General features: G+C 56.7%; 22 protein-coding genes. 16 read left to right on the top strand and 6 right to left on the bottom strand.

Annotated elements, in window-relative coordinates; genetic code table 11:
• Positions 1-47 precede the first annotated feature (47 nt).
• From kbaZ to H7R76_RS03110, 11 genes are all read left to right on the top strand, one after another.
• Positions 48-1,325 (top strand): tagatose-bisphosphate aldolase subunit KbaZ, encoded by a 1,278-nt coding sequence (gene kbaZ / locus H7R76_RS03160; protein WP_286187644.1) that lies wholly within the window; start codon positions 48-50, stop codon positions 1,323-1,325.
• A 19-nt stretch (positions 1,326-1,344) separates the two neighbouring features.
• Complete coding sequence (gene agaV, locus H7R76_RS03155; RefSeq protein WP_106927152.1) at positions 1,345-1,818, top strand: PTS N-acetylgalactosamine transporter subunit IIB; 474 nt, start codon at positions 1,345-1,347, stop codon at positions 1,816-1,818.
• Between the two features lie 10 nt (positions 1,819-1,828).
• Complete coding sequence (gene agaW, locus H7R76_RS03150) at positions 1,829-2,608, top strand: PTS N-acetylgalactosamine transporter subunit IIC (protein ID WP_106927154.1); 780 nt, start codon at positions 1,829-1,831, stop codon at positions 2,606-2,608.
• Entirely contained in the window at positions 2,598-3,476 is an 879-nt protein-coding gene (agaE, locus tag H7R76_RS03145; RefSeq protein WP_182966941.1) for a PTS N-acetylgalactosamine transporter subunit IID, read from the top strand. Before agaW ends, agaE begins: the two co-directional genes overlap by 11 nt.
• Positions 3,477-3,493: 17 nt before the next feature.
• Entirely contained in the window at positions 3,494-3,928 is a 435-nt protein-coding gene (gene agaF / locus H7R76_RS03140; RefSeq protein ID WP_182966939.1) for a PTS galactosamine/N-acetylgalactosamine transporter subunit IIA, read from the top strand.
• Complete coding sequence (gene nagA / locus H7R76_RS03135; RefSeq protein ID WP_182966937.1) at positions 3,925-5,058, top strand: N-acetylglucosamine-6-phosphate deacetylase; 1,134 nt, start codon at positions 3,925-3,927, stop codon at positions 5,056-5,058. Before agaF ends, nagA begins: the two co-directional genes overlap by 4 nt.
• Positions 5,059-5,356: 298 nt before the next feature.
• Positions 5,357-6,511, top strand: coding sequence for an AgaS family sugar isomerase (locus H7R76_RS03130; RefSeq protein WP_106927160.1), 1,155 nt, complete (start codon positions 5,357-5,359; stop codon positions 6,509-6,511).
• Positions 6,512-6,523: 12 nt separating this feature from the next.
• Positions 6,524-7,396 (top strand): tagatose-bisphosphate aldolase subunit KbaY, encoded by an 873-nt coding sequence (kbaY, locus tag H7R76_RS03125; RefSeq protein ID WP_106927162.1) that lies wholly within the window; start codon positions 6,524-6,526, stop codon positions 7,394-7,396.
• Positions 7,397-7,510: 114 nt separating this feature from the next.
• Positions 7,511-9,082, top strand: a complete 1,572-nt coding sequence (malX, locus tag H7R76_RS03120; RefSeq protein WP_106927164.1) for a maltose/glucose-specific PTS transporter subunit IIBC — start codon at positions 7,511-7,513, stop codon at positions 9,080-9,082.
• An 11-nt stretch (positions 9,083-9,093) separates the two neighbouring features.
• On the top strand, positions 9,094-10,269 hold the full coding sequence (locus tag H7R76_RS03115) for a MalY/PatB family protein (RefSeq protein WP_182966935.1): 1,176 nt from the start codon (positions 9,094-9,096) through the stop codon (positions 10,267-10,269).
• Between the two features lie 14 nt (positions 10,270-10,283).
• Positions 10,284-12,173, top strand: coding sequence for an alpha-galactosidase (locus H7R76_RS03110; protein ID WP_182966933.1), 1,890 nt, complete (start codon positions 10,284-10,286; stop codon positions 12,171-12,173).
• Positions 12,174-12,241: 68 nt separating this feature from the next.
• Here H7R76_RS03110 and rsmI read toward each other — a convergent pair whose 3' ends face one another.
• Positions 12,242-13,105: a 16S rRNA (cytidine(1402)-2'-O)-methyltransferase gene (gene rsmI / locus H7R76_RS03105; protein ID WP_106927170.1), complete on the bottom strand. Its 864-nt coding sequence runs from the start codon at positions 13,103-13,105 to the stop codon at positions 12,242-12,244.
• A gap of 62 nt (positions 13,106-13,167) precedes the next feature.
• Here rsmI and H7R76_RS03100 point away from each other — a divergent pair, with 62 nt between their 5' ends.
• Genes H7R76_RS03100 through dolP form a run of 4 tightly spaced genes read left to right on the top strand, consistent with a single transcriptional unit; the run spans position 13,168 to position 16,797 of the window.
• Positions 13,168-15,258 (top strand): penicillin-binding protein activator, encoded by a 2,091-nt coding sequence (locus H7R76_RS03100; protein WP_182966930.1) that lies wholly within the window; start codon positions 13,168-13,170, stop codon positions 15,256-15,258.
• A complete protein-coding gene (locus H7R76_RS03095) occupies positions 15,216-15,605 on the top strand; it encodes a YraN family protein (protein WP_106927174.1) in 390 nt (129 codons plus the stop codon). The genes H7R76_RS03100 and H7R76_RS03095 overlap by 43 nt, the downstream gene beginning before the upstream one ends.
• 16 nt (positions 15,606-15,621) lie before the next feature.
• A complete protein-coding gene (gene diaA, locus H7R76_RS03090; RefSeq protein WP_064542037.1) occupies positions 15,622-16,212 on the top strand; it encodes a DnaA initiator-associating protein DiaA in 591 nt (196 codons plus the stop codon).
• A 9-nt stretch (positions 16,213-16,221) separates the two neighbouring features.
• A complete protein-coding gene (gene dolP, locus H7R76_RS03085) occupies positions 16,222-16,797 on the top strand; it encodes a division/outer membrane stress-associated lipid-binding lipoprotein (RefSeq protein WP_106927175.1) in 576 nt (191 codons plus the stop codon).
• A 22-nt stretch (positions 16,798-16,819) separates the two neighbouring features.
• Here the strand turns inward: dolP and H7R76_RS03080 are convergent, their stop codons facing one another.
• The 5 genes from H7R76_RS03080 to H7R76_RS03060 form a co-directional block, all read right to left on the bottom strand.
• Positions 16,820-17,458: an NAD(P)H-binding protein gene (locus H7R76_RS03080; RefSeq protein WP_182966929.1), complete on the bottom strand. Its 639-nt coding sequence runs from the start codon at positions 17,456-17,458 to the stop codon at positions 16,820-16,822.
• A gap of 125 nt (positions 17,459-17,583) precedes the next feature.
• Positions 17,584-20,727 (bottom strand): CusA/CzcA family heavy metal efflux RND transporter, encoded by a 3,144-nt coding sequence (locus H7R76_RS03075; protein WP_106927180.1) that lies wholly within the window; start codon positions 20,725-20,727, stop codon positions 17,584-17,586.
• Positions 20,720-21,979, bottom strand: coding sequence for an efflux RND transporter periplasmic adaptor subunit (locus H7R76_RS03070; RefSeq protein ID WP_182966927.1), 1,260 nt, complete (start codon positions 21,977-21,979; stop codon positions 20,720-20,722). The genes H7R76_RS03075 and H7R76_RS03070 overlap by 8 nt, the downstream gene beginning before the upstream one ends.
• A gap of 5 nt (positions 21,980-21,984) precedes the next feature.
• Entirely contained in the window at positions 21,985-22,329 is a 345-nt protein-coding gene (locus H7R76_RS03065) for a copper-binding protein (RefSeq protein WP_106927183.1), read from the bottom strand.
• A gap of 22 nt (positions 22,330-22,351) precedes the next feature.
• On the bottom strand, positions 22,352-23,734 hold the full coding sequence (locus tag H7R76_RS03060; RefSeq protein ID WP_182966925.1) for a Cu(I)/Ag(I) efflux RND transporter outer membrane protein: 1,383 nt from the start codon (positions 23,732-23,734) through the stop codon (positions 22,352-22,354).
• Between the two features lie 507 nt (positions 23,735-24,241).
• On the opposite strand from H7R76_RS03060, the gene H7R76_RS03055 reads away from it, so the two are divergent.
• A complete protein-coding gene (locus tag H7R76_RS03055) occupies positions 24,242-25,528 on the top strand; it encodes an ABC transporter substrate-binding protein (RefSeq protein WP_106927187.1) in 1,287 nt (428 codons plus the stop codon).
• The last annotated feature ends 5 nt before the right edge of the window (positions 25,529-25,533 follow it).

Here is a 25,533-nt window from a genome sequence, read left to right as displayed (position 1 = left end):
TGTCACCATCATCTGACCTGGAGAGGAAAGTGAAACATCTGACTAACATGGTGGAACAGCATAAACGGGGGAAGGCAAACGGGATTTATGCCGTTTGTTCCGCGCATCCACTGGTACTGGAATCTGCCATACGCTACGCCCACGCCAACCAGGCGCCGCTGCTGATCGAAGCAACCTCAAACCAGGTTGACCAGTTTGGCGGCTACACCGGCATGACGCCAGCCGATTTTCGCGGCTTTGTCTGCGGGCTGGCCGACGCGCTGCATTTTCCCCAAACGCAGCTGATCCTCGGCGGCGATCATCTCGGTCCCAACCGTTGGCAGAATCTGCCAGCAGAGATCGCGATGGCTCACGCTGACGATCTGATCAAAAGCTATGTGTCCGCTGGATTTAAAAAGATCCACCTCGATTGCAGCATGTCCTGTCAGGGCGATCCGGTTCCACTCACCGACGAGATCGTCGCCGAACGCGCCGCGCGTCTGGCAAAAATCGCCGAAGAAACCCACGCCGCGCTGTTTGGCGAATCGGATCTGGTCTACGTGATCGGGACCGAGGTGCCGGTACCCGGCGGTGCCCATGAAACCTTAACCGAACTGGCGGTCACCACGCCTGAAGCAGCACGGGCCACGCTGGAAGCCCATCGCCACGCGTTTGAAAAGCAGGGGCTGAACGCCGTGTGGCCACGCATTATTGCGCTGGTTGTACAGCCCGGCGTCGAATTCGATCATACCCATATCATTGATTATCAGCCGCAAAAAGCCGTCGCGCTGAGCAAGATGGTGGAAGCCTATGACACGCTGGTGTTCGAGGCGCATTCCACCGATTACCAGACGCCACAATCGCTGCGCCAGCTGGTGGTCGATCACTTCGCCATCCTGAAAGTGGGTCCGGCGCTGACCTTCGCCCTGCGCGAAGCGCTGTTTTCACTGGCGGCGATCGAAGAAGAACTGCTGCCCGCTAAAGCCTGTTCTGGCCTGCGTAACGTTCTGGAGAGCGTCATGCTCGATCGCCCGGAATACTGGCAGAGCCATTATCACGGTGACGGCAACGCGCGGCGACTGGCGCGCGGCTATAGCTATTCCGACCGCGTGCGCTACTACTGGCCTGATGGGCAAATTGATGATGCCTTCGCGCGGCTGGTGCGCAATCTGGCGGACGAACCTATTCCGCTACCGCTCATCAGCCAGTATTTACCGTTGCAGTACGTCAAAGTCCGCGAGGGAGATCTCAACGCAACGCCGCGAGAACTCATCATCAGCCACATTCAGGACATACTGCAGCAGTACCATGCCGCCTGTCAGGGCGTTACCCCCCATAACGGATAACAACAAAGAGGAAAACGCGATGCCAAATATTGTATTAAGCCGCATAGATGAACGCCTGATCCACGGCCAGGTTGGCGTGCAGTGGGTAGGATTTGCGGGGGCAAATCTGGTGCTGGTCGCCAACGATGAAGTCGCAGAAGACACCGTTCAACAGAACCTGATGGAAATGGTGCTGGCTGAAGGGATCGCCGTGCGCTTCTGGTCGCTGCAAAAAACGATCGACAACATCCACCGCGCCGCCGACCGGCAGAAAATTTTACTGGTGTGCAGAACGCCGGGAGATTTCCTTACGCTGGTTGAGGGCGGTGTCCCCATCACGCGCATCAACGTAGGCAACATGCACTACGCCGAAGGAAAAACACAAATTGCCAAAACGGTTTCTGTCGATGCCAACGATGTCCACGCGTTCAACGGCCTGAAGGCTGCCGGCGTGGAATGTTTCGTTCAGGGCGTGCCCACAGAACCTGCTTTGGATCTCTTTAAACTACTTTGAGGGATTCACAATGGAAATTAGTCTGTTGCAGGCTTTTGCATTAGGCATTCTTGCCTTTATTGCGGGTCTGGATATGTTCAACGGCTTAACCCACATGCACCGCCCGGTGGTGCTTGGGCCGCTGGTCGGCCTGATCCTCGGCGATCTGCATACCGGTATTTTAACCGGCGGTACGCTGGAGTTGGTGTGGATGGGCCTGGCCCCGCTGGCGGGCGCTCAGCCGCCAAACGTGATTATCGGCACCATCGTCGGTACCACATTCGCCATCACTACCGGCGTGAAACCTGACGTCGCCGTCGGGGTCGCGGTACCGTTCGCCGTAGCGGTACAGATGGGGATTACTTTCCTGTTCTCGGTCATGTCCGGCGTGATGTCTCGCTGCGACCGTATGGCGGCAAACGCCGACACCGACGGTATTGAACGGGTTAACTATCTGGCGCTGCTGGCGTTAGGCACGTTCTACTTCCTGTGCGCTTTTTTACCGATTTACTTCGGGGCTGAACACGCCAAAACCGCCATTGACGTGCTGCCGGAACGCCTGATTGACGGTCTGGGCGTCGCGGGCGGCATCATGCCAGCCATCGGCTTTGCCGTCCTGCTGAAAATCATGATGAAAAACGTCTACATTCCGTACTTCATTATCGGTTTCGTTGCCGCGGCCTGGCTCAAGCTTCCCGTGCTGGCTATCGCCGCTGCGGCGCTGGCGATGGCGCTGATTGACCTGCTGCGTAAATCCCCTGAACCGACCCAACCTGCGGCACAGAAAGAGGAATTCGAAGATGGCATCTAATCAACAGACTCTGCCGAATGTTTCCGAGAATGAAGAAACGCTGCTGACCGGCGTAAACGAAAACATTTATGAAGATCAAACCATTGGCGCTGAGCTGACCAAAAAAGATATCAACCGCATCGCCTGGCGTTCCATGCTGCTACAGGCGTCCTTTAACTATGAACGTATGCAGGCCTCCGGCTGGCTTTACGGTCTGCTGCCTGCGCTGAAAAAAATTCATACCAACAAGCGCGATCTGGCGAGAGCCATGAAAGGCCACATGGGATTCTTCAACACCCACCCTTTCCTGGTGACCTTTGTCATCGGCATCATTCTGGCGATGGAGCGCTCCAAACAGGACGTTAACAGTATTCAAAGCACCAAAATTGCCGTCGGCGCGCCGCTGGGCGGGATTGGCGATGCCATGTTCTGGTTAACGCTGCTGCCTATTTGCGGCGGGATTGGCGCCAGCCTCGCGTTACAGGGATCCATTCTTGGCGCCGTGGTGTTTATCGTGCTGTTTAACGTGGTGCATCTCGGCCTGCGCTTCGGCCTGGCTCACTATGCCTACCGAATGGGCGTGGCGGCGATTCCGCTTATCAAGGCCAACACCAAAAAAGTCGGCCACGCCGCCTCTATCGTCGGGATGACGGTGATTGGTGCACTGGTGGCAACCTACGTTCGCCTGAACACCACGCTCGAAATTAAAGCCGGCGATGCGGTCGTCAAACTGCAGGCCGACGTTATCGACAAGCTCATGCCCGCCTTTTTACCGCTGGTCTACACCCTGACGATGTTCTGGCTGGTACGCCGCGGCTGGAGTCCGCTGCGCCTGATCGCCATCACCGTGGTGCTGGGCGTCGTCGGTAAATTCTGCCACTTCCTGTAAAGCAAAAGAGGTCCTCGATGTTAGGTATTATTTTGACCGGTCACGGCGGCTTCGCCAGCGGAATGGAAAAAGCCATGCGGCAGATCCTCGGTGAGCAAACGCAGTTTATCGCGATTGATTTTCCGGAAACCTCAACCACCGCGCGGCTTACCGAACAGCTGGAACAGGCGGTGGCTACGCTGGATGCTGAAGAAGATATCGTGTTTCTGACCGACCTGCTCGGCGGCACGCCATTTCGCGTGGCATCAACCCTGGCAATGCAAAAGGCCGGGCGCGAAGTGATCGCCGGCACCAACCTCCAACTGCTGCTGGAAATGGTGCTGGACCGCGTTGGATTAAGCGGCGAGGCCTTCCGACTACAGGCGCTGGAGTGCGGGCATCGCGGCTTAACCAGCCTGGTCGACGAGCTGGGACGCTGTCGCGAGGCGTCCCCCGTAGAGGAAGGCATATGACGCAAATTCTCCGCGCTCGCCGCCTGTTAACGGAGTACGGTTGGCAGGATGATTGTCAGTTGCGTATTGAAGCGGGCACGATCGCCGCAATAGAACCGATACCGGCGGGTATTGTCTGGCGTGATGCTGAGCTGCTTTGCCCCGCGTATATCGATGTTCACGTTCACGGCGGCGCGGGCGTTGATGTGATGGACGATGCGCCAGGTACGCTGGATAAACTCGCCCACCATAAGGCGCAAGAGGGCGTCGCCGCCTGGCTGCCCACGACGGTGACTGCGCCGCTGGCGTCGATTCACCGGACGCTGGCGCGCATTGCCGAGCGCTATCATTCAGGCGGGCCGGGCGCCCAGGTACTGGGGAGCTATCTGGAAGGGCCTTACTTTACGCCACAGAACAAAGGCGCCCATCCCCCCGAGCTATTTCGCGAGCTGGACGCGGATGAACTGGATACGTTGATAGCCGTATCCCAACATACCCTTCGCGTGGTGGCGTTAGCGCCGGAAAAACCCGGTGCGCTGCGGGCTATCCAGCATCTCAAACAGCAGGGCGTGCGGGTTATGTTAGGGCATAGCGCGGCAACCTGGGCGCAAACCCGCGCCGCGTTTGACGCAGGGGCGGACGGGTTAGTGCACTGCTACAACGGCATGACCGGGCTGCATCATCGCGAACCGGGAATGGTGGGCGCGGGTCTCACCGATCCGCGCGCATGGCTTGAGCTCATCGCCGACGGCCATCATGTCCATCCGGCGGCGATGCGGCTCTGCGGCATCTGTGCAAAAGAGAGAATTGTGCTGATTACCGATGCCATGCAGGCGGCCGGAATGCCCGACGGCCGCTACACGCTCTGCGGCGAACAGGTCGACATGCGCGGCGGGATCGTTCGCACCGCCTCGGGTGGCCTGGCCGGAAGTACCCTGTCGGTTGACGCTGCCGTACGTCATATGGTCGAACTCGCGGGAATGACGGCGGAAGACGCGATCCACATGGCTTCGCTGCATCCGGCTCGCCTGCTCGGTATCGATAGTCAGTTGGGGTCGCTCAAACCAGGCAAGCGCGCCAACATCATTGCGCTCGACGGCGGCCTGCATCTGCAGCATCTCTGGATCCAGGGCCAGCCTTATACCCATTAATCCTTTCGTTTTTTCCTGCCAGGCCTTCGCTTTATCCGCGCAAGGCCTTTCTTTTCCTTTCCATCAGTAACAGCGCCATTTAGCGAAAATCTATATTAATCGTTATATATCAAATATATAAATACATCTTTCATTTTGCGATCACAGTTTTCGTTTTATTTCGACGCACGCCATTGACCTTTCGATTTCTTTTATATAGATTTTAATCAACCGCTAAAGTTAACAAGTGAAACAAAACGAAAGATAACAGCTTTTGCCAGCGTCTGATGTGGAATTAACAAGACTAAGGACCTACGTTATGCCAGAAACCTATACCCCCGCTGCCGCGACCACCGGCACCTGGACCGAAAAAGAGATCCGCCAACAGCCCGCTAGCTGGATCCGCTCACTCAAAAATATTGATGCAAACCGCTCGGCGATCGACGGTTTTCTTGCGCCGCTGCTGCGCAAACCAAACCTGCGGATCGTCCTGACGGGCGCCGGAACGTCGGCCTTTATCGGCGAGACGATTGCCCCCTGGCTTTGCCACCAGACGGGGAAAAATATCAGCGCCGTACCCACCACCGATCTCGTCACCAATCCAATGGACTATCTGAACCCGGCACATCCGCTGCTGCTGGTTTCATTTGCCCGCTCGGGCAACAGCCCGGAGAGCGTGGCTGCCGTTGAGCTGGCCAACCAGTTCGTTCCTGAGTGCTACCACCTGTCAATTACCTGTAACGAAGCGGGCAGCCTGTACCAAAATCTGGTCGACAGCGATAACGCTTTCGCCCTGCTGATGCCGGCCGAAACGCACGATCGCGGCTTTGCCATGACCAGCAGCATCACCACCATGATGGCAAGCTGTCTGGCGGTATTCGCGCCGGAGATCATTAACAGCCAGACCTTCCGGGACGTGGCCGATCGCAGCCAGGCGATCCTCGACTCACTCGGTGATTTTAGCCTGGGTGTCTTTGGCGACGGCGCCTGGAAACGCGTCGTCTATCTGGGCAGCGGCGGATTACAAGGTATCGCGCGTGAGTCTGCGCTGAAGGTGCTGGAGCTAACCGCCGGCAAACTGGCGGCCTTCTACGACTCGCCAACCGGTTTCCGCCACGGACCAAAATCGCTGGTCGATAACGAAACGCTTATCGTGGTGTTCATCTCCAGCCACTCTTACACGCGCCAGTACGACCTGGATCTGCTGGCGGAACTGCGCCGCGATCGTCAGGCAATGCGCGTGGTCGCGATTGCCGCGGAAACGGATGCCATCATCGAAGCTGGCCCGCATATTCTGCTGCCTCCTTCCCGTTCGTTTATCGACATGGAACAGGCGTTCTGCTTCCTGATGTACGCCCAGATCTTTGCGCTGACTCAGTCAATTCGTGTTGGCAATACCCCAGATACCCCCTCTGCCAGCGGCACGGTCAATCGTGTTGTGCAAGGCGTGATTATTCATCCGTGGCAGGCTTAAGAGGATCTCCATATGAGCATTATCTCAACGAAATACCTTCTGCAGGATGCGCAGGCCAACGGCTACGCCGTGCCGGCGTTTAACATCCACAACGCCGAAACGATCCAGGCGATCCTCGAGGTGTGCAGCGAAATGCGCTCGCCCGTGATCCTCGCGGGGACTCCCGGCACGTTCAAACACATTGCCCTGGAAGAGATCTACGCCCTGTGCAGCGCGTATTCGCTCACTTACGACATGCCGCTGGCGCTGCATCTCGATCATCACGAATCGTTGGATGACATTCGCCGTAAGGTTCATGCCGGTGTACGCAGCGCGATGATCGATGGCAGCCACTATCCGTTTGAACAAAACGTGAAGCTGGTGAAATCGGTGGTTGACTTCTGCCACCTCAACGATTGCAGCGTTGAGGCCGAACTGGGCCGTCTGGGCGGGGTAGAAGACGACATGAGCGTCGACGCGGAAAGCGCCTTTCTCACCGACCCGCAGGAGGCGAAACGCTTTGTTGAGTTGACCGGTGTTGACAGCCTTGCCGTGGCTATCGGCACGGCACATGGCCTCTATACCAAACGACCAAAAATCGACTTCCAGCGGCTGGCAGAAATCCGGGAAGTGGTGACGGTGCCGCTGGTGCTGCATGGCGCAAGTGATGTGCCGGATGAATATGTTCGCCGCACCATCGAGCTGGGCATCTGCAAAGTCAACGTCGCAACCGAGTTGAAGATCGCCTTCTCTGACGCCGTCAAAGCCTGGTTTGCTGAAAATCCGCAGGGCAATGACCCGCGCTTTTACATGCGGGTTGGCATGGACGCCATGAAAGAAGTGGTCAGAAGCAAAATCGCCGTCTGCGGCTCAGCGAATCGGTTACGGCTACCGGCGGAGGCCTGATCTTACAGCGTATTACAGCAATATCTCAAAATAACTATAAGCCTCGCAAATATGAAGGCGCGCCCTTAAACCGGGTAGCGCCTTCCATTATCCTAAAAATCCGAGGGTCCCTACATGACACAGAAAAAATCTTTTAAGTCAAAATCATGGGAGTTTTTCCAAAGTCTGGGAAAAACCTTTATGTTCCCGGTTTCACTTCTTGCCTTTATGGGATTGCTGCTGGGTATCGGTAGTTCAGTGACCAGCCCTTCCACCATTACGAGTTTTCCCTTTCTGGGCGGCGAATTTACGCAGTTGACCTTTGGCTTTATCGCCATGGTCGGTGGCTTTGCATTTACCTATCTGCCGCTGATGTTTGCCATGGCGATCCCCATGGGGCTTGCCAACCGCAACAAGGCGGTCGCCGCCTTTGCCGGGTTCGTTGGCTACATGCTGATGAATATGAGCATTAACTATTACCTGACGGCTACCCACCAGCTTGCCGACCCCGCCACCATGAAACAGGTGGGACAATCGATCGTGCTGGGCATTCAAACCCTGGAGATGGGTGTACTGGGCGGCATCGTGGTTGGGGTTATCACCTATTTTCTGCACGAACGTTTTCAGGACACGGTTCTGCACGACGCCTTCGCGTTCTTTAGCGGCATTCGTTTTGTGCCGATTATGACCGCTCTTACCCTGTCGCTGGTGGGTCTGTTCATTCCTCTTCTGTGGGAATACGTCGCGCTGGGTATCGCGGGTATTGGGCATATCATCCAGAGCACCAGCGTTTTCGGCCCCTTCCTCTACGGCGTGGGCGTGCTGCTGCTGAAACCTTTTGGTCTGCACCACATCCTGCTGGCGATGGTGCGTTTTACCCCAGCAGGCGGCATTGAAATGGTGAATGGCCATGAGGTCGCCGGGGCGCTGAATATCTTCTACGCAGAGCTTAAAGCCGGCCTGCCGTTTAGCCCGCACGTTACCGCGTTTCTGTCACAAGGGTTTATGCCGACCTTTATCTTCGGTTTGCCCGCTGTGGCTTACGCCATCTACCGCACCGCGCGTCCGGAAAATCGGCCAGTCATTAAGGGGTTGCTGCTTTCCGGCGTGCTGGTTTCCGTCGTCACCGGTATTTCAGAGCCGATTGAGTTCCTGTTCCTGTTTATCGCCCCCGCGCTTTACGCCTTCCATATCGTCATGTCTGGCCTGGCGCTGATGGTAATGGCCCTGTTGGGGGTGACCATTGGCAATACCGATGGCGGCATTCTGGATCTGCTGATTTTCGGCGTGATGCAGGGAATGTCGACCAAATGGTATCTGCTGTTCCCGGTCGGTATTGCCTGGTTTGCCATCTACTTCTTTGTCTTCCGCTGGTACATCCTCAAACACGACATCAAAACGCCGGGCCGCGAGGTGGATGCTCAGGGGGCGCAGCAAGCCGTCGAGGCTAACACCCGCGCGCGTGGAAAATCAAAATACGATCATGGTCTTATCCTGCGTGCGCTCGGCGGTAAAGAGAACATTGAGTCGCTTGATAACTGCATTACCCGCTTGCGTCTGGTGGTGAAAGATATGGGCCTTATCGATCAACAGGCGCTGAAAGCGGCCGGCGCGTTGTCGGTGGTGGTGCTTGATGCTCACAGCGTACAGGTGATCATCGGCCCGCAGGTACAGAGCGTCAAAACCGGCATTGAAGCCTTAATTTAACAGGGGGAGTGATGTTTGATTTCGACAAAATCATCGAGCGCCAAAGTGATAAGTGCCGTAAATGGGACCATGCCTTTGTGTGCTCACGTTTCGGTGACGTCCCGCAGTCCTTTATCCCCCTGTGGATAGCCGATATGGATTTCACCTCGCCGCCTGCGGTGATTGACGGCTTCCGGCGCATCGTGGAGCACGGCACCTTTGGCTATACCTGGTGCTTTGATGAATTCTACGACGCGGTTATCGCTTTCCAGCGTAAACGTCATCAGGTTGAGGTAGAAAAGTCGTGGATCACGCTAACCTACGGCACCGTCTCCACGTTGCACTACACGGTTCAGGCGTTCTGCAAACCGGGTGACAGCGTGATGATGAACACGCCGGTCTACGATCCTTTTGCGATGGCGGCACAGCGCCAGGGCGTGCAAGTACTTGCTAACCCGCTTCGCGTGGAGGACAACCGCTATCAGCTTGATTTTAATCTGATAGAAGAACAGCTCAAAACCCACCGTCCAACGCTGTGGTTCTTCTGCTCGCCGCATAACCCGTCCGGCAGGATCTGGCGCGCGGAAGAGATACGTCAGGTGTCCGATCTCTGTCAACGCTACGGTACGATTCTGGTGGTCGATGAGGTTCACGCCGAGCACATTCTGGATGGCAAATTCGTCAGTTGCCTCACCTCTGGCTGTGCCGCACAGGACAACCTGATCGTGCTCACGTCACCCAACAAGGCGTTCAATCAGGGCGGGCTGAAAACCTCCTACTCCATGATTCCGAACGACTCGCTGCGCCAGCGCTTCCGCCAACAGCTTGAGAAGAACTCCATTACCTCGCCCAATATGTTCGGGGTATGGGGAATTATTCTGGCCTATCAGCAGGGTCTGCCATGGCTCGACGCGCTGAACGGTTATCTGCAAGGCAACGCCCGTTATCTGGCGGAGGCCATTACGACCCACTTCCCGGCGTGGAAGATGATGAATCCGGAATCGTCGTATCTGGCGTGGATAGACGTGAGCGCGGATGACCATAGCGCAACGCAGCTAACCCAACATTTCGCACAGCAGGCGGGCGTAGTCATAGAAGACGGCAGCCACTACGTACAAAACGGCGAAAACTACCTGCGGATTAATTTTGGCACCCAGCGCTACTGGCTGGAGCAGGCCATTAACCGAATGCTGAAAAATGACAAATAAGGATCTTACCCACAATGAAAAAGGTGCTCACTCTCTCACTGCTGGCTCTCTGTGTTTCTCATGGCGCAGTGGCGGCAAACTACGCGCTCAATAACGACAATATTGCTCTCTCATTCGATGATACCAACTCAACGGTCGTGGTGAAGGACAACAGGGCTAACCATCCGCTCACGCCGCAGGAGTTGTTCTTTCTGACGCTACCGGATGAGAGCAAAATCCACACCGCGGATTTCAAAATCAAGCACGTTGAAAAACAGGGCAACGCGATTGTCATCGACTTTACGCATCCGGATTTTAACGTCACGGTGAAGCTGAACCTGGTGAAGGGAAAATACGCCAACATCGGCTACACCATTGCCGCCGTTGGGCAGCCGCGAGACGTGGCTAAAATCACCTTCTTCCCAACCAAAAAGCAGTCTCAGGCTCCTTACGTAGATGGCGCAATCAATAGCTCACCGATCGTTGCCGACTCGTTCTTTATCCTGCCGGATAAACCGATCGTCAATACCTACGCCTATGAAGCCACAACCAATCTCAACGTAGAACTGAAAACGCCGATTCAACCAGAGGCCCCGGTCAGTTTTACCACCTGGTTCGGCACTTTCCCGGAGACCAGTCAGCTGCGCCGCAGCGTGAACCAGTTTATTAATGACGTACGTCCACGGCCCTACAAGCCTTATCTGCACTACAACAGCTGGATGGATATCGGCTTTTTCACTCCCTACACCGAACAGGATGTGCTGGGGCGTATGGGCGAATGGAACAAGGAGTTCATTACGGGCCGCGGCGTGACCTTAGACGCTTTCTTGTTGGACGATGGCTGGGACGATCTGACCGGACGCTGGCTATTTGGCCCGGCATTCAGCAACGGTTTTAGCAAAGTCAGGGAGAAAGCCGACAGCCTGCACAGCTCCGTTGGGCTATGGCTTTCTCCGTGGGGCGGCTACAACAAACCGCGCGATGTTCGCGTTTCGCATGCAAAAGAGTATGGGTTCGAAACCGTGGACGGCAAGCTGGCGCTGTCGGGAGCGAACTACTTTAAAAACTTCAATGAGCAGATCATCAAGCTTATCAAAAACGAGCACATCACCTCGTTTAAGCTCGACGGGATGGGTAACGCCAGTTCACATATCAAAGGCAGCTCGTTCGCCTCAGATTTCGATGCGTCAATCGCCCTGCTGCACAATATGCGTAGCGCAAACCCGAATCTGTTTATCAACCTGACCACCGGCACCGACGCCAGCCCGTCCTGGCTGTTCTACGCTGATTCAATCTGGCGTCAGGGGGATGACATCAACCTGTATGGTCCTGGCACGCCGGTACAGCAGTGGATGACCTACCGCGATGCCGAGACGTACCGCTCCATTGTCCGTAAAGGCCCACTGTTCCCGCTGAACTCGCTGATGTACCACGGGATAGTCAGCGCCGCGAATGCCTATTACGGGCTGGAGAAGGTGCAAACGGACAGCGATTTTGCCGATCAGGTCTGGAGCTACTTCGCGACCGGCACCCAGCTGCAGGAGCTGTATATTACCCCGTCCATGCTGAACAAGGTGAAGTGGGATACGCTGGCGAAGGCAGCAAAATGGTCGAAGGAAAACGCCAGCGTGCTGGTTGATACCCACTGGATTGGCGGCGACCCGACGGCGCTTGCCGTGTACGGCTGGGCCTCCTGGAGCAAAGACAAGGCCATTCTCGGTTTGCGCAACCCGTCGGATAAGCCACAAACCTACTATCTGGATTTAGCGAAAGATTTCGAAATACCAACAGGAGACGCGGCGCAGTTTAGGCTGAAAGCGGTATACGGCAGTAACAAAACCGTGCCCGTTGAGTATAAAAACGCGACGGTAATTACGTTACAGCCGCTGGAAACGCTGGTGTTTGAGGCGGTGCCCGTTAACTAAAGGCCTGCACCAATGAGTCGCCGGGTAAAGCGCAACCGCCACCCGGCAAAACCGGCAGCAGGGGTTACTTACTCCCCCTGCTGCTCCAGCGCATACTTATACAACGCATTCTTCTTCACGCCGTGGATCTCCGCCGCCAGCGCCGCCGCTTTCTTCAACGGCAGCTCCGCCTGCAACAGCGCCAGCGTACGCAGCGCATCGGCGGGCAGTTCGTCGTCCTGAGCTTTATGGCCCTCAACAATCAGCACCATCTCACCTTTGCGGCGATTTTCATCCTCTTTCACCCACGCCAGCAGTTCGCCAACCGGCGCGCCGTGAATGGTTTCCCAGGTTTTGGTCAGCTCACGCGCCAGCACCACATAGCGCGCTTCGCCCCACACCGCCACCATGTCTTCCAGGCTATCGAGCAGACGGTGGGTTGATTCATAAAAAATCAGCGTGCGCGGCTCGTCTTCAATCGCCTTCAGCGCGTCGCGACGGCCTTTTGACTTGGCCGGCAGGAAACCTTCATAGCAAAAACGGTCCGATGGCAGACCGGCGGCGCTCAGCGCGGCGATCGCAGCGCACGGGCCCGGCAGCGGCACGACCCGGATACCCGCTTCGCGGCAGGTACGCACCAGATGATAGCCAGGATCGTTAATCAGCGGCGTGCCCGCGTCGGACACCAGCGCAATGTTTTGCCCTTCTTTCAGTTTTGCCACCAGCGTTTCGGCCTTTTGCTGCTCGTTATGATCGTGCAGCGCAAACAAACGGGCGTTAATGGCGAAGTGTTGCAGCAATAAACCTGTGTGTCGGGTGTCTTCAGCCGCAATTAAATCAACAGCTTGCAATACTTCGAGCGCTCGTTGGGTAATATCAGCCAAATTTCCGATAGGAGTAGGTACAATAAAGAGCTGGCCTTGAGAATTATCCGCCGATTCGTGTTGTTTCATTGTTTCGTCCGTATTGCCGATTTAATATTGAGCATTGCGTAAAAAATATCACTGGATACAGTATGGTACCCTCAACATTTTCTCGTATGAAAGCCGCGCGTTGTCTGCCGGTTATCCTGGCTGCGCTGATTTTCGCAGGCTGTGGAACCCAGCAGGCTTCCGATCAGAGTGCCACCCAGCTTCAGGGTGCGTCGCAGGCTGATTCCGGCTTTTACCTGCAGCAGATGCAGCAAAGTTCGAATGATAGCAAGACCAACTGGCAATTACTCGCCATTCGTGCACTGCTGAAAGAAGGCAAAAGCCAGCGGGCGCTGGAGCTGTACAATCAGTTGCCTAAAGAACTCAATGCTGCCCAGCGTCAGGAGCAGTCTCTGCTGGCCGTCGAAATTAAGCTGGCGCTGAAGGATTTTGCGGGCGCAAAAGCGCTGCTGCAGCCGCTGAAGGCGAGTGATTTCGACAGTGCATTACAGGCGCGATTCTGGCAAGACACTATTTCGGCAGAACAGGGAAAACCCTCACTCACGCTGCTGCGCGCCCTGATTGCACAGGCCCCGTTGCTCGCGTCACAGCAGGAAAAACAGCAAAACAGCGACGCAACCTGGCAGACGCTGTCCTCAATGACCCAACCGCAGGCTAACGCGCTGGTGATCAATGCCGATGAAAACGACCTGCAGGGCTGGCTCGACCTGCAGCGCATGTGGTTTGACAATCGCAACGATCCCACCATGCTGAAGGCCGGTATTAAAGACTGGCAGACCCGCTACCCGCAAAACCCGGGCGCGAAAGTGCTGCCGTCGCAGCTGGCTAACGTGCAGAATTTTAAACCGGCTTCGGTCAATAAAATTGCCCTGCTGCTGCCGCTGAGCGGCCAGGCGTCGGTCTTTGGCCGCACCATCCAGCAAGGCTTTGAAGCGGCGAAAAACGGTACGACGCCGGTCACCGGAAGCGCTGTCCCGCAGCAGGTTGCCCAGGCGGCTAACGCCGCGGTCGTCAGCCCGTCACAGGCGGAAGTCACCGATCTGACCAGCCCGCAAACTCAGGCACCGGTTCAGGCACCTGCCGCCGCAGCCCCGGTCGAAGCCGCCGCACAGCCGCAAGCCGACGCGGAGCAGACTAATCCGGCCCCCGTTCCAGCATCTACTGCCCCCTCATCGCCGCAGCCGGTCGCCAGCGTAGCGGCCAATCCGTCTGCGGAGCTGAAAATCTATGACACCTCATCCCAGCCGCTAAACCAGATTCTGGCGCAGGCGCAGCAGGACGGCGTCAGCCTGGTGGTCGGCCCGCTGTTAAAAAATAACGTTGATGAGCTGCTCAAAAGCAATACCACGCTGAACGTGCTGGCGCTTAACCAGCCGGAGTCGGTCACCAGCCGCGCCAACGTGTGCTATTTTGCCCTTTCGCCAGAAGATGAGGCCCGCGATGCCGCGCGCCATATCCATGACCAGGGTAAACAGTCGCCGCTGCTGCTGATTCCGCGTAACGCCCTCGGCGATCGCGTCACCAAAGCCTTTGCCGACGAATGGCACAAGCTGGGCGGCGGTACCGTGCTGCAGCAGAAATTTGGTTCGCTCTCTGAGCTGCGCGGCGGCGTCAACGGCGGTTCCGGTATTTCGCTGTCAGGTACGCCGGTTGCCGCTTCTCAGGCGCAGGGTGTAACCATCGGCGGCTTAACGATTCCGGCAGCGCCAACCGATGCGCAGATTACCGGCAGTAGTAAAGTTGATGCGGCCTACATTGTGGCAACGCCGGAAGAAATCGCCTTTATCAAGCCAATGATTGCGATGCGTAACGGCAGCCAGAGCGGCGCGCTTTTGTATGCCAGTTCCCGCAGCGCACAGGGCACTGCGGGCCCGGACTTCCGTCTGGAAATGGAAGGTTTGCAGTACAGTGAAATCCCGATGCTGGCCGGCAGCAATCCGGCGCTGATGCAGCAGGCGCTACGCGCGGTCAACAACGACTACTCGCTGGCGCGCCTGTACGCAATGGGCGTCGATGCCTGGGCGCTGGCGAATCATTTCTCTCAGATGCGCGGTGTACCGGGCTTTGAACTGAACGGCAACACCGGCGATCTGAGCGCGAATCAGGACTGCGTGATTAACAGGAAGTTATCATGGCTCAAATACCAACAGGGGCAAGTCGTCCCGGCAAACTGACCGCCAGGCAGACCGGCGACGCCGCCGAACAACGCGCGCGTCGCTGGCTGGAACACCAGGGACTGGTGTTTATCGCCGCCAACGTGCATGAGCGCGGCGGCGAAATCGATCTGATTATGCGTGAAGGAGCGGTAACGGTTTTCGTCGAAGTCCGTTATCGTTCTTCCGGTGCCTACGGCGGCGCAGCCGCAAGCGTGACCCGGAGCAAACAAAACAAACTGTTACAAACTGCCCGCTTGTGGCTTGCACGTCACAATGGGAGTTTTGACACTGTGGATTGCCGTTTCGATGTGATAGCCTTCACGGGCCATGAGATCGAATGGTTTCAAAACGCTTTTAGCTCATAGAATGTAAAGGGATATCGTGCTCGAAAGAATCAAAGTGTGCTTCACTGAAAGCATCCAGACCCAAATTGCGGCGGCGGAAGCGCTCCCGGACGCTATCTCCCGAGCAGCGATGACCCTGGTACAATCGCTGCTGAACGGCAACAAAATTCTCTGTTGTGGTAACGGTTCATCCGCGGCCAACGCACAGCATTTTGCGGCCTGCATGATTAACCGTTATGAAACCGAGCGTCCCGGTTTACCCGCGATTGCACTTAATACTGATAACGTGGTCTTAACGGCAATCGCCAACGATCGTCTGCATGATGAAATTTATGCCAAGCAGGTACGCGCGCTGGGCCACGCCGGGGACGTTCTGCTGGCGATTTCCACGCGCGGTAACAGTCGAGATATTGTGAAAGCGGTCGAAGCCGCGGTGACCCGCGATATGACCATCGTGGCCCTGACCGGCTACGACGGCGGCGAGCTGGCGGGCCTGCTGGGCCAGCAGGATGTGGAAATTCGCATCCCGTCGCATCGCAGCGCGCGCATCCAGGAGATGCACATGCTCACGGTTAACTGCCTGTGCGATTTAATTGATAACACCCTTTTCCCACACCAGGACGACTAAGGAGAACACATGAAGGTAATTTCGACCCTCGCGGTCCTTATTTCCGCACTGCTGCTCCAGGGATGCATTGCAGCCGCCGTTGTCGGCACCGCTGCAGTGGGGACCAAAGCCGCAACTGACCCGCGAACGGTGGGGACTCAGGTCGATGACAGCACGCTGGAGCTTCGCGTGAACAGCGCTCTGTCAAAAGACGAGCAGATTAAAAAAGAAGCGCGCATTAACGTGACGGCTTATCAGGGCAAAGTCCTGCTGACCGGCCAGGCGCCGGACCTCAGCCTCGCCACCCGGGCGAAGCAGATTGCGGTGGGCGTCGATGGCGCGACCGAGGTGTTTAACGAAGTGCGCCAGGGCCAGCCGATTAGCCTGGGGACCTCGTCGTCCGATACCTGGATCACCACTAAAGTACGTTCGCAGCTGTTAACCAGCGATCAGGTCAAATCGTCCAACGTGAAGGCCACCACCGAGAATGGAGAAGTGTTCCTGATGGGCCTGGTGACCGACCGCGAAGGGAAAGCAGCGGCTGACATCGCCAGCCGCGTGAGCGGCGTGAAGCGCGTCACCACCGCATTTACCTACATTCAGTAATCCGTACGTTCGCCCGGTAGGTTCACTGCCGGGCAGTTTCTCTGAGCTGGCGTGACGTCAGAATCGTTACCGGTGATGTCCCCGGATTCTTCGCCATTTTCAGCATCGCTTTCGCCACATCCTGAGCAGCAATGGATTTCCAGTTCCCCGGTAGCAGGCTGAACAACGGTGCCAGCAGGCGCTCGTTTAAGCGCGGCGCGCGGCGTTCGCCCAGCAGCATCGAAGGACGCACAATCGTCAATCGCGGCCAGCCTTGTTCAATTAAGGCCGACTCCATTTCACCCTTCACGCGATTGTAGAAAAACGGTGAATGGGCGTTAGCCCCCATCGCGCTCACCACCAGCATTTGCTTTGCGCCCAAGCGTAAACCGGTTTGTGCGGTCTCCAGCACCAGATCGTAGTCAACGTGGGTGAACGCGGCTTTTGAACCTGCGTCGCGTATCGTCGTGCCAAGACAGCAAAAGACGGTATCGATCGGTGAGTCTATCTGCGCCAGCGCGGCGCTGAGATCCGGATGATGCGGATTATCGATGCCGAAGACATCCTCCAGCGGATGGCGCGTAGGTGCGACGATGGATTCAACCTGCGACGCCCGGCGAAGTAAGTTAAGTAAGTGCCCACCAACAAGGCCGGTGGCACCGGTAATGAGGACGTGGTGCATGAGGGTCTCCCTATTTCCCTGGAATCGAATAGTTCACCGTTTGTAGTTTGTAGGCATGATAAGCGCAGCGCCATCAGGCAATACGGTGCACATTGCCGGATGGCGGCGTAACCGCCTTATCCGGCCTACAAACTACGCCTGTGCCGATGTAACCATATCAATTTATAGGCTGCCGGAATGATAAACAACGACAGCAGCGGCGCAGTGATCATCCCCCCTATCATCGGCGCGGCGATGCGGCTCATCACCTCAGATCCTGCGCCTGTCCCCCATAGTATGGGCAATAACCCGGCAATAATCACGGCAACCGTCATCGCCTTTGGCCGCACGCGCAGCACCGCCCCATGGTACAACGCGTCGTCCAGCCCTTGCTCGGTAAAAGTTTGCGGGCGCTGCAGTTTAGGGTCGGCCTCGACGGCGTGGCGCAGATACATCAACATCACCACGCCAAACTCTGCCGCCACCCCTGCCAGGGCGATAAACCCGGTGCCGGTCGCTACCGACATATGGAACCCTTGCCAGTACAAGAACCAGATACCGCCCACCAGCGCAAACGGCAGGCTCATCAGGATCAGCATCGCCTCTTCTACCCGCCGGAATGCCAGATAGAGCAGAATGAAGATAATCATTACCGTCATCGGCACCATCAGCTTAAGCTTTTTATTCGCGTGCTCCAGCAGTTCAAACTGGCCGGAAAACGCCACGCTGGTCCCCGGTTTGAGGGTGACCTGCTGGCTAATCGCCGTTTGCAGGTCATGCACCACAGACACCATATCGCGGCCGCGGGCGTCGATGTAAATCCAACTGGTGGGACGCGCATTTTCCGTTTTCAGCATCGTTGGCCCGGAAACCACCTTCACCTGCGCCACATCACCCAGCGTAATCTGCTGCTTTGCCGGCGTCAGAATCGGCAGCTGGCGCAGCGCCGTTGGGCCATCGCGGAAGCCCTGCGGATAACGAATATTAATCGGGTAGCGTGCCACGCCCTCCACGGTCTCCCCCACCGTCGTGCCGCCGATCGCCGATGAGACGAACAGCTGTACATCGCCAACGGTCATGCCGTAACGGGCCGCTTTCTGCCGGTCGATATCCACATCAATATAGCGCCCACCTTCCAGCCGCTCTGCCAGCGCAGAGACGACCCCGGGCACGGTTTTCGCCACGGTTTCAATACGCTGCGCCACGTCATCGATATCCGCCAGCGACGTGCCCGACACTTTGATACCAATGGGACTTTTAATGCCGGTAGAGAGCATATCGATACGGTTACGAATCGGTGGCACCCACAGGTTCGCCAGGCCCGGCAGGCGCACGGTGGCGTCCAGTTCATCAATGATTTTGTCGAGCGTCATCCCCGGGCGCCATTGATCCTGCGGCTTGAGCTGGATGGTGGTTTCAATCATCTCCAGCGGCGCGGAGTCGGTCGCCGTTTCCGCTTTTCCCGACTTGCCAAACACCGATGCCACCTCCGGTACCGTCTTTATCAGCTTATCAGTCTGCTGTAGCAGCACCGCCGCCTGGCCCGGAGAAATGCCCGGCAGCGTGGAGGGCATGTAGAGCAGATCGCCTTCGTTAATTTTCGGCAGAAACTCGCCGCCCACCTTGCTAAGCGGCCAGAGCACGGTCAACATCGACAGCAGCGCGACCACCAGCGTCAGCTTTGGCCAGCGCAATACATTCAGCAGCAGCGGATGATACAAGGCTATCAGCACGCGGTTCAGCGGATTGCGCGACTCTGCCGGGATCCGGCCTTTGATCCAGAACCCCATCAGGATAGGGATCACCACGATCGCCAGCGCCGCAGCCCCGCCCATGGCGTAGGTTTTGGTAAACGCCAGCGGGCCAAACAGCCGCCCCTCCTGCCCTTCGAGGGTAAAGATCGGGATAAACGACAGAGTGATGATCAGCAGGCTGATAAACAGCGCCGGCCCGACTTCGACCGCCGCGTCGGTAATCTCTTTCCAGCGCGTGGCGTTATCCATCTGCACGTTGGGATGCGCTTCCTGCCAGTGCTCCAGCCGCTTGTGGGCGTTTTCGATCATCACGATCGCCGCGTCCACCATCGCCCCAACCGCAATCGCAATACCGCCGAGCGACATGATATTGGCATTCAGCCCCTGGAAGTGCATGACGATAAAGGCAATGCACAGCCCCAGCGGCAACGAGACAATGGCCACCAGCGCCGAACGGACGTGCCAGAGGAATAGCGCACACACGACCGCCACAACGATAAATTCCTCAATCAGCTTGCCGCGCAGATTGTCAATTGCCCGGTCAATCAGCTGGCTACGGTCGTAGGTGGTCACCACCTCAACGCCATCAGGCAGGCTTTTTTGCAGCGCGGCCAGCTTGTCTTTCACCGCCGTAATCACTTCTCGGGCGTTCTTGCCCGAACGCAGCAGGACAACGCCGCCCGCCACTTCGCCTTCACCATTTAGTTCGGCAATACCACGACGCATTTCCGGACCGATCTGCACGCGCGCCACATCCTGCAGATACACCGGTACGCCGTCGGTACCCGCCTTCAAAACGATATGGTTAAAGTCTGCCAGGCTCTTCAGGTATCCGGTTGCGCGTACCATGTATTCGGCTTCGGCAATCTCTACTGATGAACCGCCCGCCTCCTGGTTAGACGTGCTGAGCGCCTGTTTGACGTCGCTGAGGCTGATGCCGTATTGGGCGAGCTTCATCGGGTCGACCTGCACCTGATACTGTTTTACCACGCCGCCGATTGACGCCACTTCGGCAACGTTAGGGATCGTTTTCAGCTCGTACTTCAGGAACCAGTCCTGTAACGATCGCAGCGCGGCCAGATCGTGCTTACCGCTTTTGTCCACCAGCGCGTACTCAAAGATCCAACCGACGCCGGTCGCATCAGGGCCAATCTCCGAGCTGACGCCCTGCGGCAGTTTCCCCTGCACCTGGTTGAGGTACTCCAGCACGCGCGAGCGCGCCCAGTACAAATCCGTCCCGTCTTCAAAGATGACGTACACGTAAGAGGCCCCAAACTGCGAGAAGCCGCGGACAGTCTTCGCCCCCGGGACCGAAAGCATGGTGGTCGTCAGCGGATAAGTCACCTGGTTTTCCACAATCTGCGGCGCCTGCCCTGGATAGTTAGTTTTAACGATAACCTGTACATCCGAGAGGTCCGGCAGCGCATCCACTGGCGTATTCAGTATGGTCCAGCCTCCCCAGAGGCTTAAAAACAGCACACCCATCATGACCAGGAAACGGTTTGCCACCGAGCGCCGGATTATCCATTCAATCATTACCGCCTCCTGAGTGCCCGGCGTGGGCGTCAGCGGCGCGGCGCATACGGTCTAACGCGCCGCTGATGTTCGCTTCAGAGTCAATCAGGAACAGGCCGTTGAGGACCACCGACTCCCCCTCGACCAGACCACCGGCAATCCCCGTCTGCTGCCGGGATTCGTGCAGCACCTGGATTGTCTTCGGGATAAATTCACCGTCCGGGCCAACGGTAATGACCCGCTGCTCGTCACCGGTATCAATCACCGCCTGCGAGGGGATGAGCAGCATCTCATCGCTTTGGCTTTGCAGTTTCAGCGAGGCATTCATGCCGGGCTTAAGCAGCCCATCGCGGTTATTGACCTGCAAACGTACCTGTACGGTACGCGTCGTCGGATCGACGCTCGGCAGTACCGACCACGTCTGGATAGGGAAAGTTTTATCCGGATAAGCAGGGATCGCGATGCGGAATTGGGCGGCATTCTTCAGTTGCCAGGCCATCGACTCCGGTACGGCGGCGCTGATCCAGACCGGGTCCATGCCCTGGATTTGTGCCACCACGTTGTCTTTGGCGATATTCATGCCGCTTTTCAGGCTAAAGGCGGTCAGCACGCCATCAATTGGTGCGGTGAGCGTAAAGCGCGTCTGCACCCGGCGAGTGGCACGCATACGCTGGATGTCTGCCTCCGGCATCCCCGCCAGCCGCAGGCGCTCGAGCACGCCATCCAGCTGAGTTAGCGTTCCGCCCGAGTTCGCCAGCAGCAGGTATTCACTCTGCGCCTCGACCCACGATGGGATAGTGACCTCGACTAAGGGCGCGCCCTTGTGGACCGTATCCCCCACCGTCAGCGGATAAACCTTTTCGATAAAGCCTTCCGCACGCGCCTGTACAATCACAAACTGGTACTCGTTATAGCTGACGTTAGCCGGGAGCGTCTGGCTGTCGCTCAGCCGCCCCTTGCTGACCGCCACGGTGCGTAGCCCTAAGTTGTGCACCTGAGTAGGGTCGATGCGTACGCCATTCGCGGAGGCCTCACCGCCCTCGTCGGCGTACTTTGCCACCAGATCCATATCCATGAACGGCGACTTACCCGGTTTATCAAAGCGGACATCCGGCTTCATCGGATCGTACCAGTAGAGCACCTTACGCTCGGCTGGCTGCGCATGGGCATGTTCCGCCGGGGTCGACAGGTGGCCCATCATCACCGCGGCTATTCCGCCGACTATCAGGCTACAGACGATCGTCACGGCGTATTTGAATTGTGCGTTGGTCATAGCGTTCAGCGCGTCTTAATGTCCTGAAGAAGGGAAATATTTCCCTGTTGGATAAAGCTGAAATCCACCTGGCTACCCGCTTTAAGCTGCTCGATTGCCGCCGTCGGTTCAGCGTAGGTAAAACGCATGGTCATCGCCGGCCAGCCGATTGCCGCAATCGCATCGTGCGCAATGGTGATTTTCTTCGCCTGTCGATCAATTAACTTCACAATCCCGGTTCCCTGAATAACCGTGGGTTGCGCATTCATCGTCGTCATGGATCCATGACCGTCATGCTGCATTTCTGTCGCCTGAACGTTCATCGTCATAACCATAAAAATACCGCCAAGCAGAGTGGTAAAGTGACGCATATTTAAGACTCCTGAATAAGTTTTATGCTTTCCAGCCGCCGCCAAGGGCGGTGAATAAATTGATTTCGTTAACCTGTTGGGAATAAATTAAATCGAGAATGGCTTGCTGCGTGGTGAATATTGAGCGCTCAGCATCGAGCACCTCGATATAGCTCACCGCACCGCTGGCATATAAACCACGTGCGCGTTGTAGGGTGATTTGCAGCGAGGATAAATAACGCCGCTGGGCCGCCAGCTGCCCCTGAATACTGTCGCGCAGCGAGAGTGCGTCGGCCACATCCTTAAACGCCGCCTGAATTTTTTGCTCATAGGCCACCACGGCCTGACGCTGCTTCACGTTTGCCAGCGCCAGATTGGCTTCATTACGCCCGGCGTTGAAAATGGGCAGATCAACCTTCGGCACAAAGCTCCACATACCGCTTGCTGCGTTAAACAGGCTGGAGAGCGCCGAGCTGCTGGTTGAGACACCGCTGGTTAGGGTGATGGAGGGGAAAAATGCCGCACGCGCCACGCCAATATTGGCATCAGCGGCACGCAGCTGGTGCTCCGCCACCATGATGTCCGGGCGCTGAAGCAGAATCGCTGACGGCAGGTTTGCTGGCAGCACCAGCGGGTTCACCGCCTCACTTTGCGCACTATCGCTTAGCGGCGTGCTGTAGGTACCCAGCAGTTGCTGCAGTAAATGGCCGGCCTGCGCCAGCTCGCCTTCACGCTTAGCGATGTCCGCACGGGTGCTTTCTATCACGCCGCGCGCCTGTTCCAGAGCCAGCACATTGGTACTGCCGGTGACCAACTGCTGTTCAACAAAACCGTACGACTGCTGATAGTTACGCAGCGTCTCTTTGGCGATCGCCAGCTGTGCGGCCAGCCGACGCTGGTTGAAATAGGCCTGCGAAACGCTGGTCACCAGGGTAATTTGCGCGGCGCGCTGGGCCGCCTGACTGGCGAAGAGGTTCTGCCTGTCAGCTTCGCTCATGTTTTTCAGCTTGCCGAAAAAGTCGAGCTCATAGCTCAGGTTCAACCCGGTCGCGTAGCCTTTATCGGTGGGGTTATTGCCCTGCAGGTCGCCTTTATAGCTGGCGTCCGCAGTGCCATCCAGCTGCGGATAACGCCCGGCGTCGGTGACCTGATACTGCGCGCGCGCGGCCTCAACGTTGAGTACCGCCATACGTAAGTCACGGTTGTTACGCAGCGCAATGTCAATCAGCCGCTTTGCCTGCGGATCGGCGAAAAACGATTGCCAGCCGGTCTCCTGCCAGCGGGTGCCGGTTGGCACCAGCGCTCCCGAAGACAGCGAGAATTGCTCGGGCACGATATTTTCCGGCTGTTGATAGTCCGGCGCCAGCGAGACGCACCCGGCCAGAAACAACGCCATCAGCAGCGTCAGCGGTTTTACTTTCAACATGTCACGTCCTGTATGGCCAAGGAAAAGGGCTGGCCTGGCAATTACCTTACGGGAGCGACTCTGTTTGCAGCCTGACAGGATAATGACAAAGTTGTCATTTAAGGCCTGAGATAACGTGATCCGTACAGCGAAAAGTCGTGCAGAAAAAATAAATTAGCTTTTACGAACATAAAAAAAGGGAATATCAGCGGAAAGAAATTAACCGCGATCACATTTATTCAATAATATGCCAGATTGCTCACAAATTAACGTCTGAATGACAAATAAGTATTTTTATTAGAAAAAAAGCAAGATAACTTTTTCAAGAGGTTATATTTCCCCGAAAGAATTCTCTGCATTTTCTCTGTGAGACGCACCGCATAACGATACGATATTTACCGGTTAGCCATAATAGAACATTGTTTCATACAAATAGCGCTCCTATCATCACTTTCGTTTTCCTTTTCAGCAATCCTTACCTCTGTTCAGGGATGAAAATAATACCTATCGCAAAACCGGAGTCTCTCTATGAAATTCAGAACAAAAGCGCTTGGTTTAGCCTTGTTATGTGCCCTTTCACAAAATGCCTTCAGCGAACAACTCGACGTCTGGATACGCGCCAGCAATGATTCAAAAGTGATTTACCAAAAACTCGCCGACCAGTTCCAGAAAGAGACAGGGATATCCATCAAGTACTTCAATGCCGTCACCGACTTTGACCAGCGACTGGCGCGCGCGGCAACCGGCAACGCGCTGCCGGACGTGGTTTTCAACGACGCCATTATTGTCGGCCAGATGGTGCAGCTAGGTATCGTCGATGAAATCAAACCCGGCGAACTGAAAGGCGGCGGCGATGTTTACGAGACGGCGTGGAAATCCGCACAGCTCCCGGACGGTAAGTACTACGGCGTCCCAACGTCGGCGCATACCTATGCGCTGTTTATCCGCCAGGATTGGCTCAACAAGCTTAACCTCAAGGCCCCCACCAATTGGGATGAACTGAAAAACGTGGCGCAGGCGTTCACCCGCAACGATCCTGACGGTAACGGTAAGAATGATACCTACGGCTTTACCATGCCGCTATCGACCACCCGCGGCTATGCCAGCTCATTTTCATCTTCCTATCTGTGGCAGGCGGGCGGTAATTATCTGGTTGCCACCCAGCCGGGAAAATTTAAGGCCGCGCTCAACGGCCAGGAAGCGGTCGCCGCCATGACATTTATGCGAAGCATGGTTTGCGAAGGGCTTGCACAGCCGGGCGCGATTAATCACACCACTGCCGATGCGAACACGGCCTTCCGTTCCGGACAAAGCGGGATGTACTCCTCCGGCCCGTACCATATTGCCCTGTTTGATAAAGATCCGGGTAAAGCGACCTATACCGTAGTCCCCCCGCCGGCGGGCCCCGGCGGCGCAGCGTCGATGGCCGAAGGCACCACGGCATTCCTGATGAAAACCAGCCAGCGCAAAGCGGCGGCTAAAAAATTCCTCGAGTTTTTAATTTCACCAGAAGGCCAGAAGATCGGTATGGCGACCGACAGTACCTCGATGCCGATCGTCCGCCTGCCGATCAATAAAACGCTGAACATCAAGGATTACCATGACGATCCGCGCTGGGAAGTGTTTGCGGAAACCTACGCGAAGGAAGGGCGCTACATGCCGCAGATCCCAAACTGGATCCCGGTAAGGCAGATCACCGCCGACGGTTTTAACAAAATTTATGCCGATTGCGAGGGCGATATTCCGGCGGTACTCAAGACGCTCAACGACAAGGTCAACGAGGAGCTGAAACGGCAGAACGCGTGGGCGGAGTAATACCA

The organism is Klebsiella sp. WP8-S18-ESBL-06 (genome assembly GCF_014169755.1).
Classification (GTDB): Bacteria; Pseudomonadota; Gammaproteobacteria; order Enterobacterales; family Enterobacteriaceae; genus Kluyvera; species Kluyvera ascorbata_B.
This window is presented reverse-complemented; position numbering and strand designations above follow the sequence as displayed.

What these genes read in the sequence shown, in the direction of transcription:
- kbaZ (WP_286187644.1), top strand. Translation starts at nt 48, where the DNA reads ATGGTGGAACAGCATAAACGGGGGAAGGCAAACGGGATTTATGCCGTT.
- agaV (WP_106927152.1), top strand. Translation starts at nt 1,345, where the DNA reads ATGCCAAATATTGTATTAAGCCGCATAGATGAACGCCTGATCCACGGC.
- agaW (WP_106927154.1), top strand. Translation starts at nt 1,829, where the DNA reads ATGGAAATTAGTCTGTTGCAGGCTTTTGCATTAGGCATTCTTGCCTTT.
- agaE (WP_182966941.1), top strand. Translation starts at nt 2,598, where the DNA reads ATGGCATCTAATCAACAGACTCTGCCGAATGTTTCCGAGAATGAAGAA.
- agaF (WP_182966939.1), top strand. Translation starts at nt 3,494, where the DNA reads ATGTTAGGTATTATTTTGACCGGTCACGGCGGCTTCGCCAGCGGAATG.
- nagA (WP_182966937.1), top strand. Translation starts at nt 3,925, where the DNA reads ATGACGCAAATTCTCCGCGCTCGCCGCCTGTTAACGGAGTACGGTTGG.
- H7R76_RS03130 (WP_106927160.1), top strand. Translation starts at nt 5,357, where the DNA reads ATGCCAGAAACCTATACCCCCGCTGCCGCGACCACCGGCACCTGGACC.
- kbaY (WP_106927162.1), top strand. Translation starts at nt 6,524, where the DNA reads ATGAGCATTATCTCAACGAAATACCTTCTGCAGGATGCGCAGGCCAAC.
- malX (WP_106927164.1), top strand. Translation starts at nt 7,511, where the DNA reads ATGACACAGAAAAAATCTTTTAAGTCAAAATCATGGGAGTTTTTCCAA.
- H7R76_RS03115 (WP_182966935.1), top strand. Translation starts at nt 9,094, where the DNA reads ATGTTTGATTTCGACAAAATCATCGAGCGCCAAAGTGATAAGTGCCGT.
- H7R76_RS03110 (WP_182966933.1), top strand. Translation starts at nt 10,284, where the DNA reads ATGAAAAAGGTGCTCACTCTCTCACTGCTGGCTCTCTGTGTTTCTCAT.
- rsmI (WP_106927170.1), bottom strand. Translation starts at nt 13,105, where the DNA reads ATGAAACAACACGAATCGGCGGATAATTCTCAAGGCCAGCTCTTTATT.
- H7R76_RS03100 (WP_182966930.1), top strand. Translation starts at nt 13,168, where the DNA reads ATGGTACCCTCAACATTTTCTCGTATGAAAGCCGCGCGTTGTCTGCCG.
- H7R76_RS03095 (WP_106927174.1), top strand. Translation starts at nt 15,216, where the DNA reads ATGGCTCAAATACCAACAGGGGCAAGTCGTCCCGGCAAACTGACCGCC.
- dolP (WP_106927175.1), top strand. Translation starts at nt 16,222, where the DNA reads ATGAAGGTAATTTCGACCCTCGCGGTCCTTATTTCCGCACTGCTGCTC.
- H7R76_RS03080 (WP_182966929.1), bottom strand. Translation starts at nt 17,458, where the DNA reads ATGCACCACGTCCTCATTACCGGTGCCACCGGCCTTGTTGGTGGGCAC.
- H7R76_RS03075 (WP_106927180.1), bottom strand. Translation starts at nt 20,727, where the DNA reads ATGATTGAATGGATAATCCGGCGCTCGGTGGCAAACCGTTTCCTGGTC.
- H7R76_RS03070 (WP_182966927.1), bottom strand. Translation starts at nt 21,979, where the DNA reads ATGACCAACGCACAATTCAAATACGCCGTGACGATCGTCTGTAGCCTG.
- H7R76_RS03065 (WP_106927183.1), bottom strand. Translation starts at nt 22,329, where the DNA reads ATGCGTCACTTTACCACTCTGCTTGGCGGTATTTTTATGGTTATGACG.
- H7R76_RS03060 (WP_182966925.1), bottom strand. Translation starts at nt 23,734, where the DNA reads ATGTTGAAAGTAAAACCGCTGACGCTGCTGATGGCGTTGTTTCTGGCC.
- H7R76_RS03055 (WP_106927187.1), top strand. Translation starts at nt 24,242, where the DNA reads ATGAAATTCAGAACAAAAGCGCTTGGTTTAGCCTTGTTATGTGCCCTT.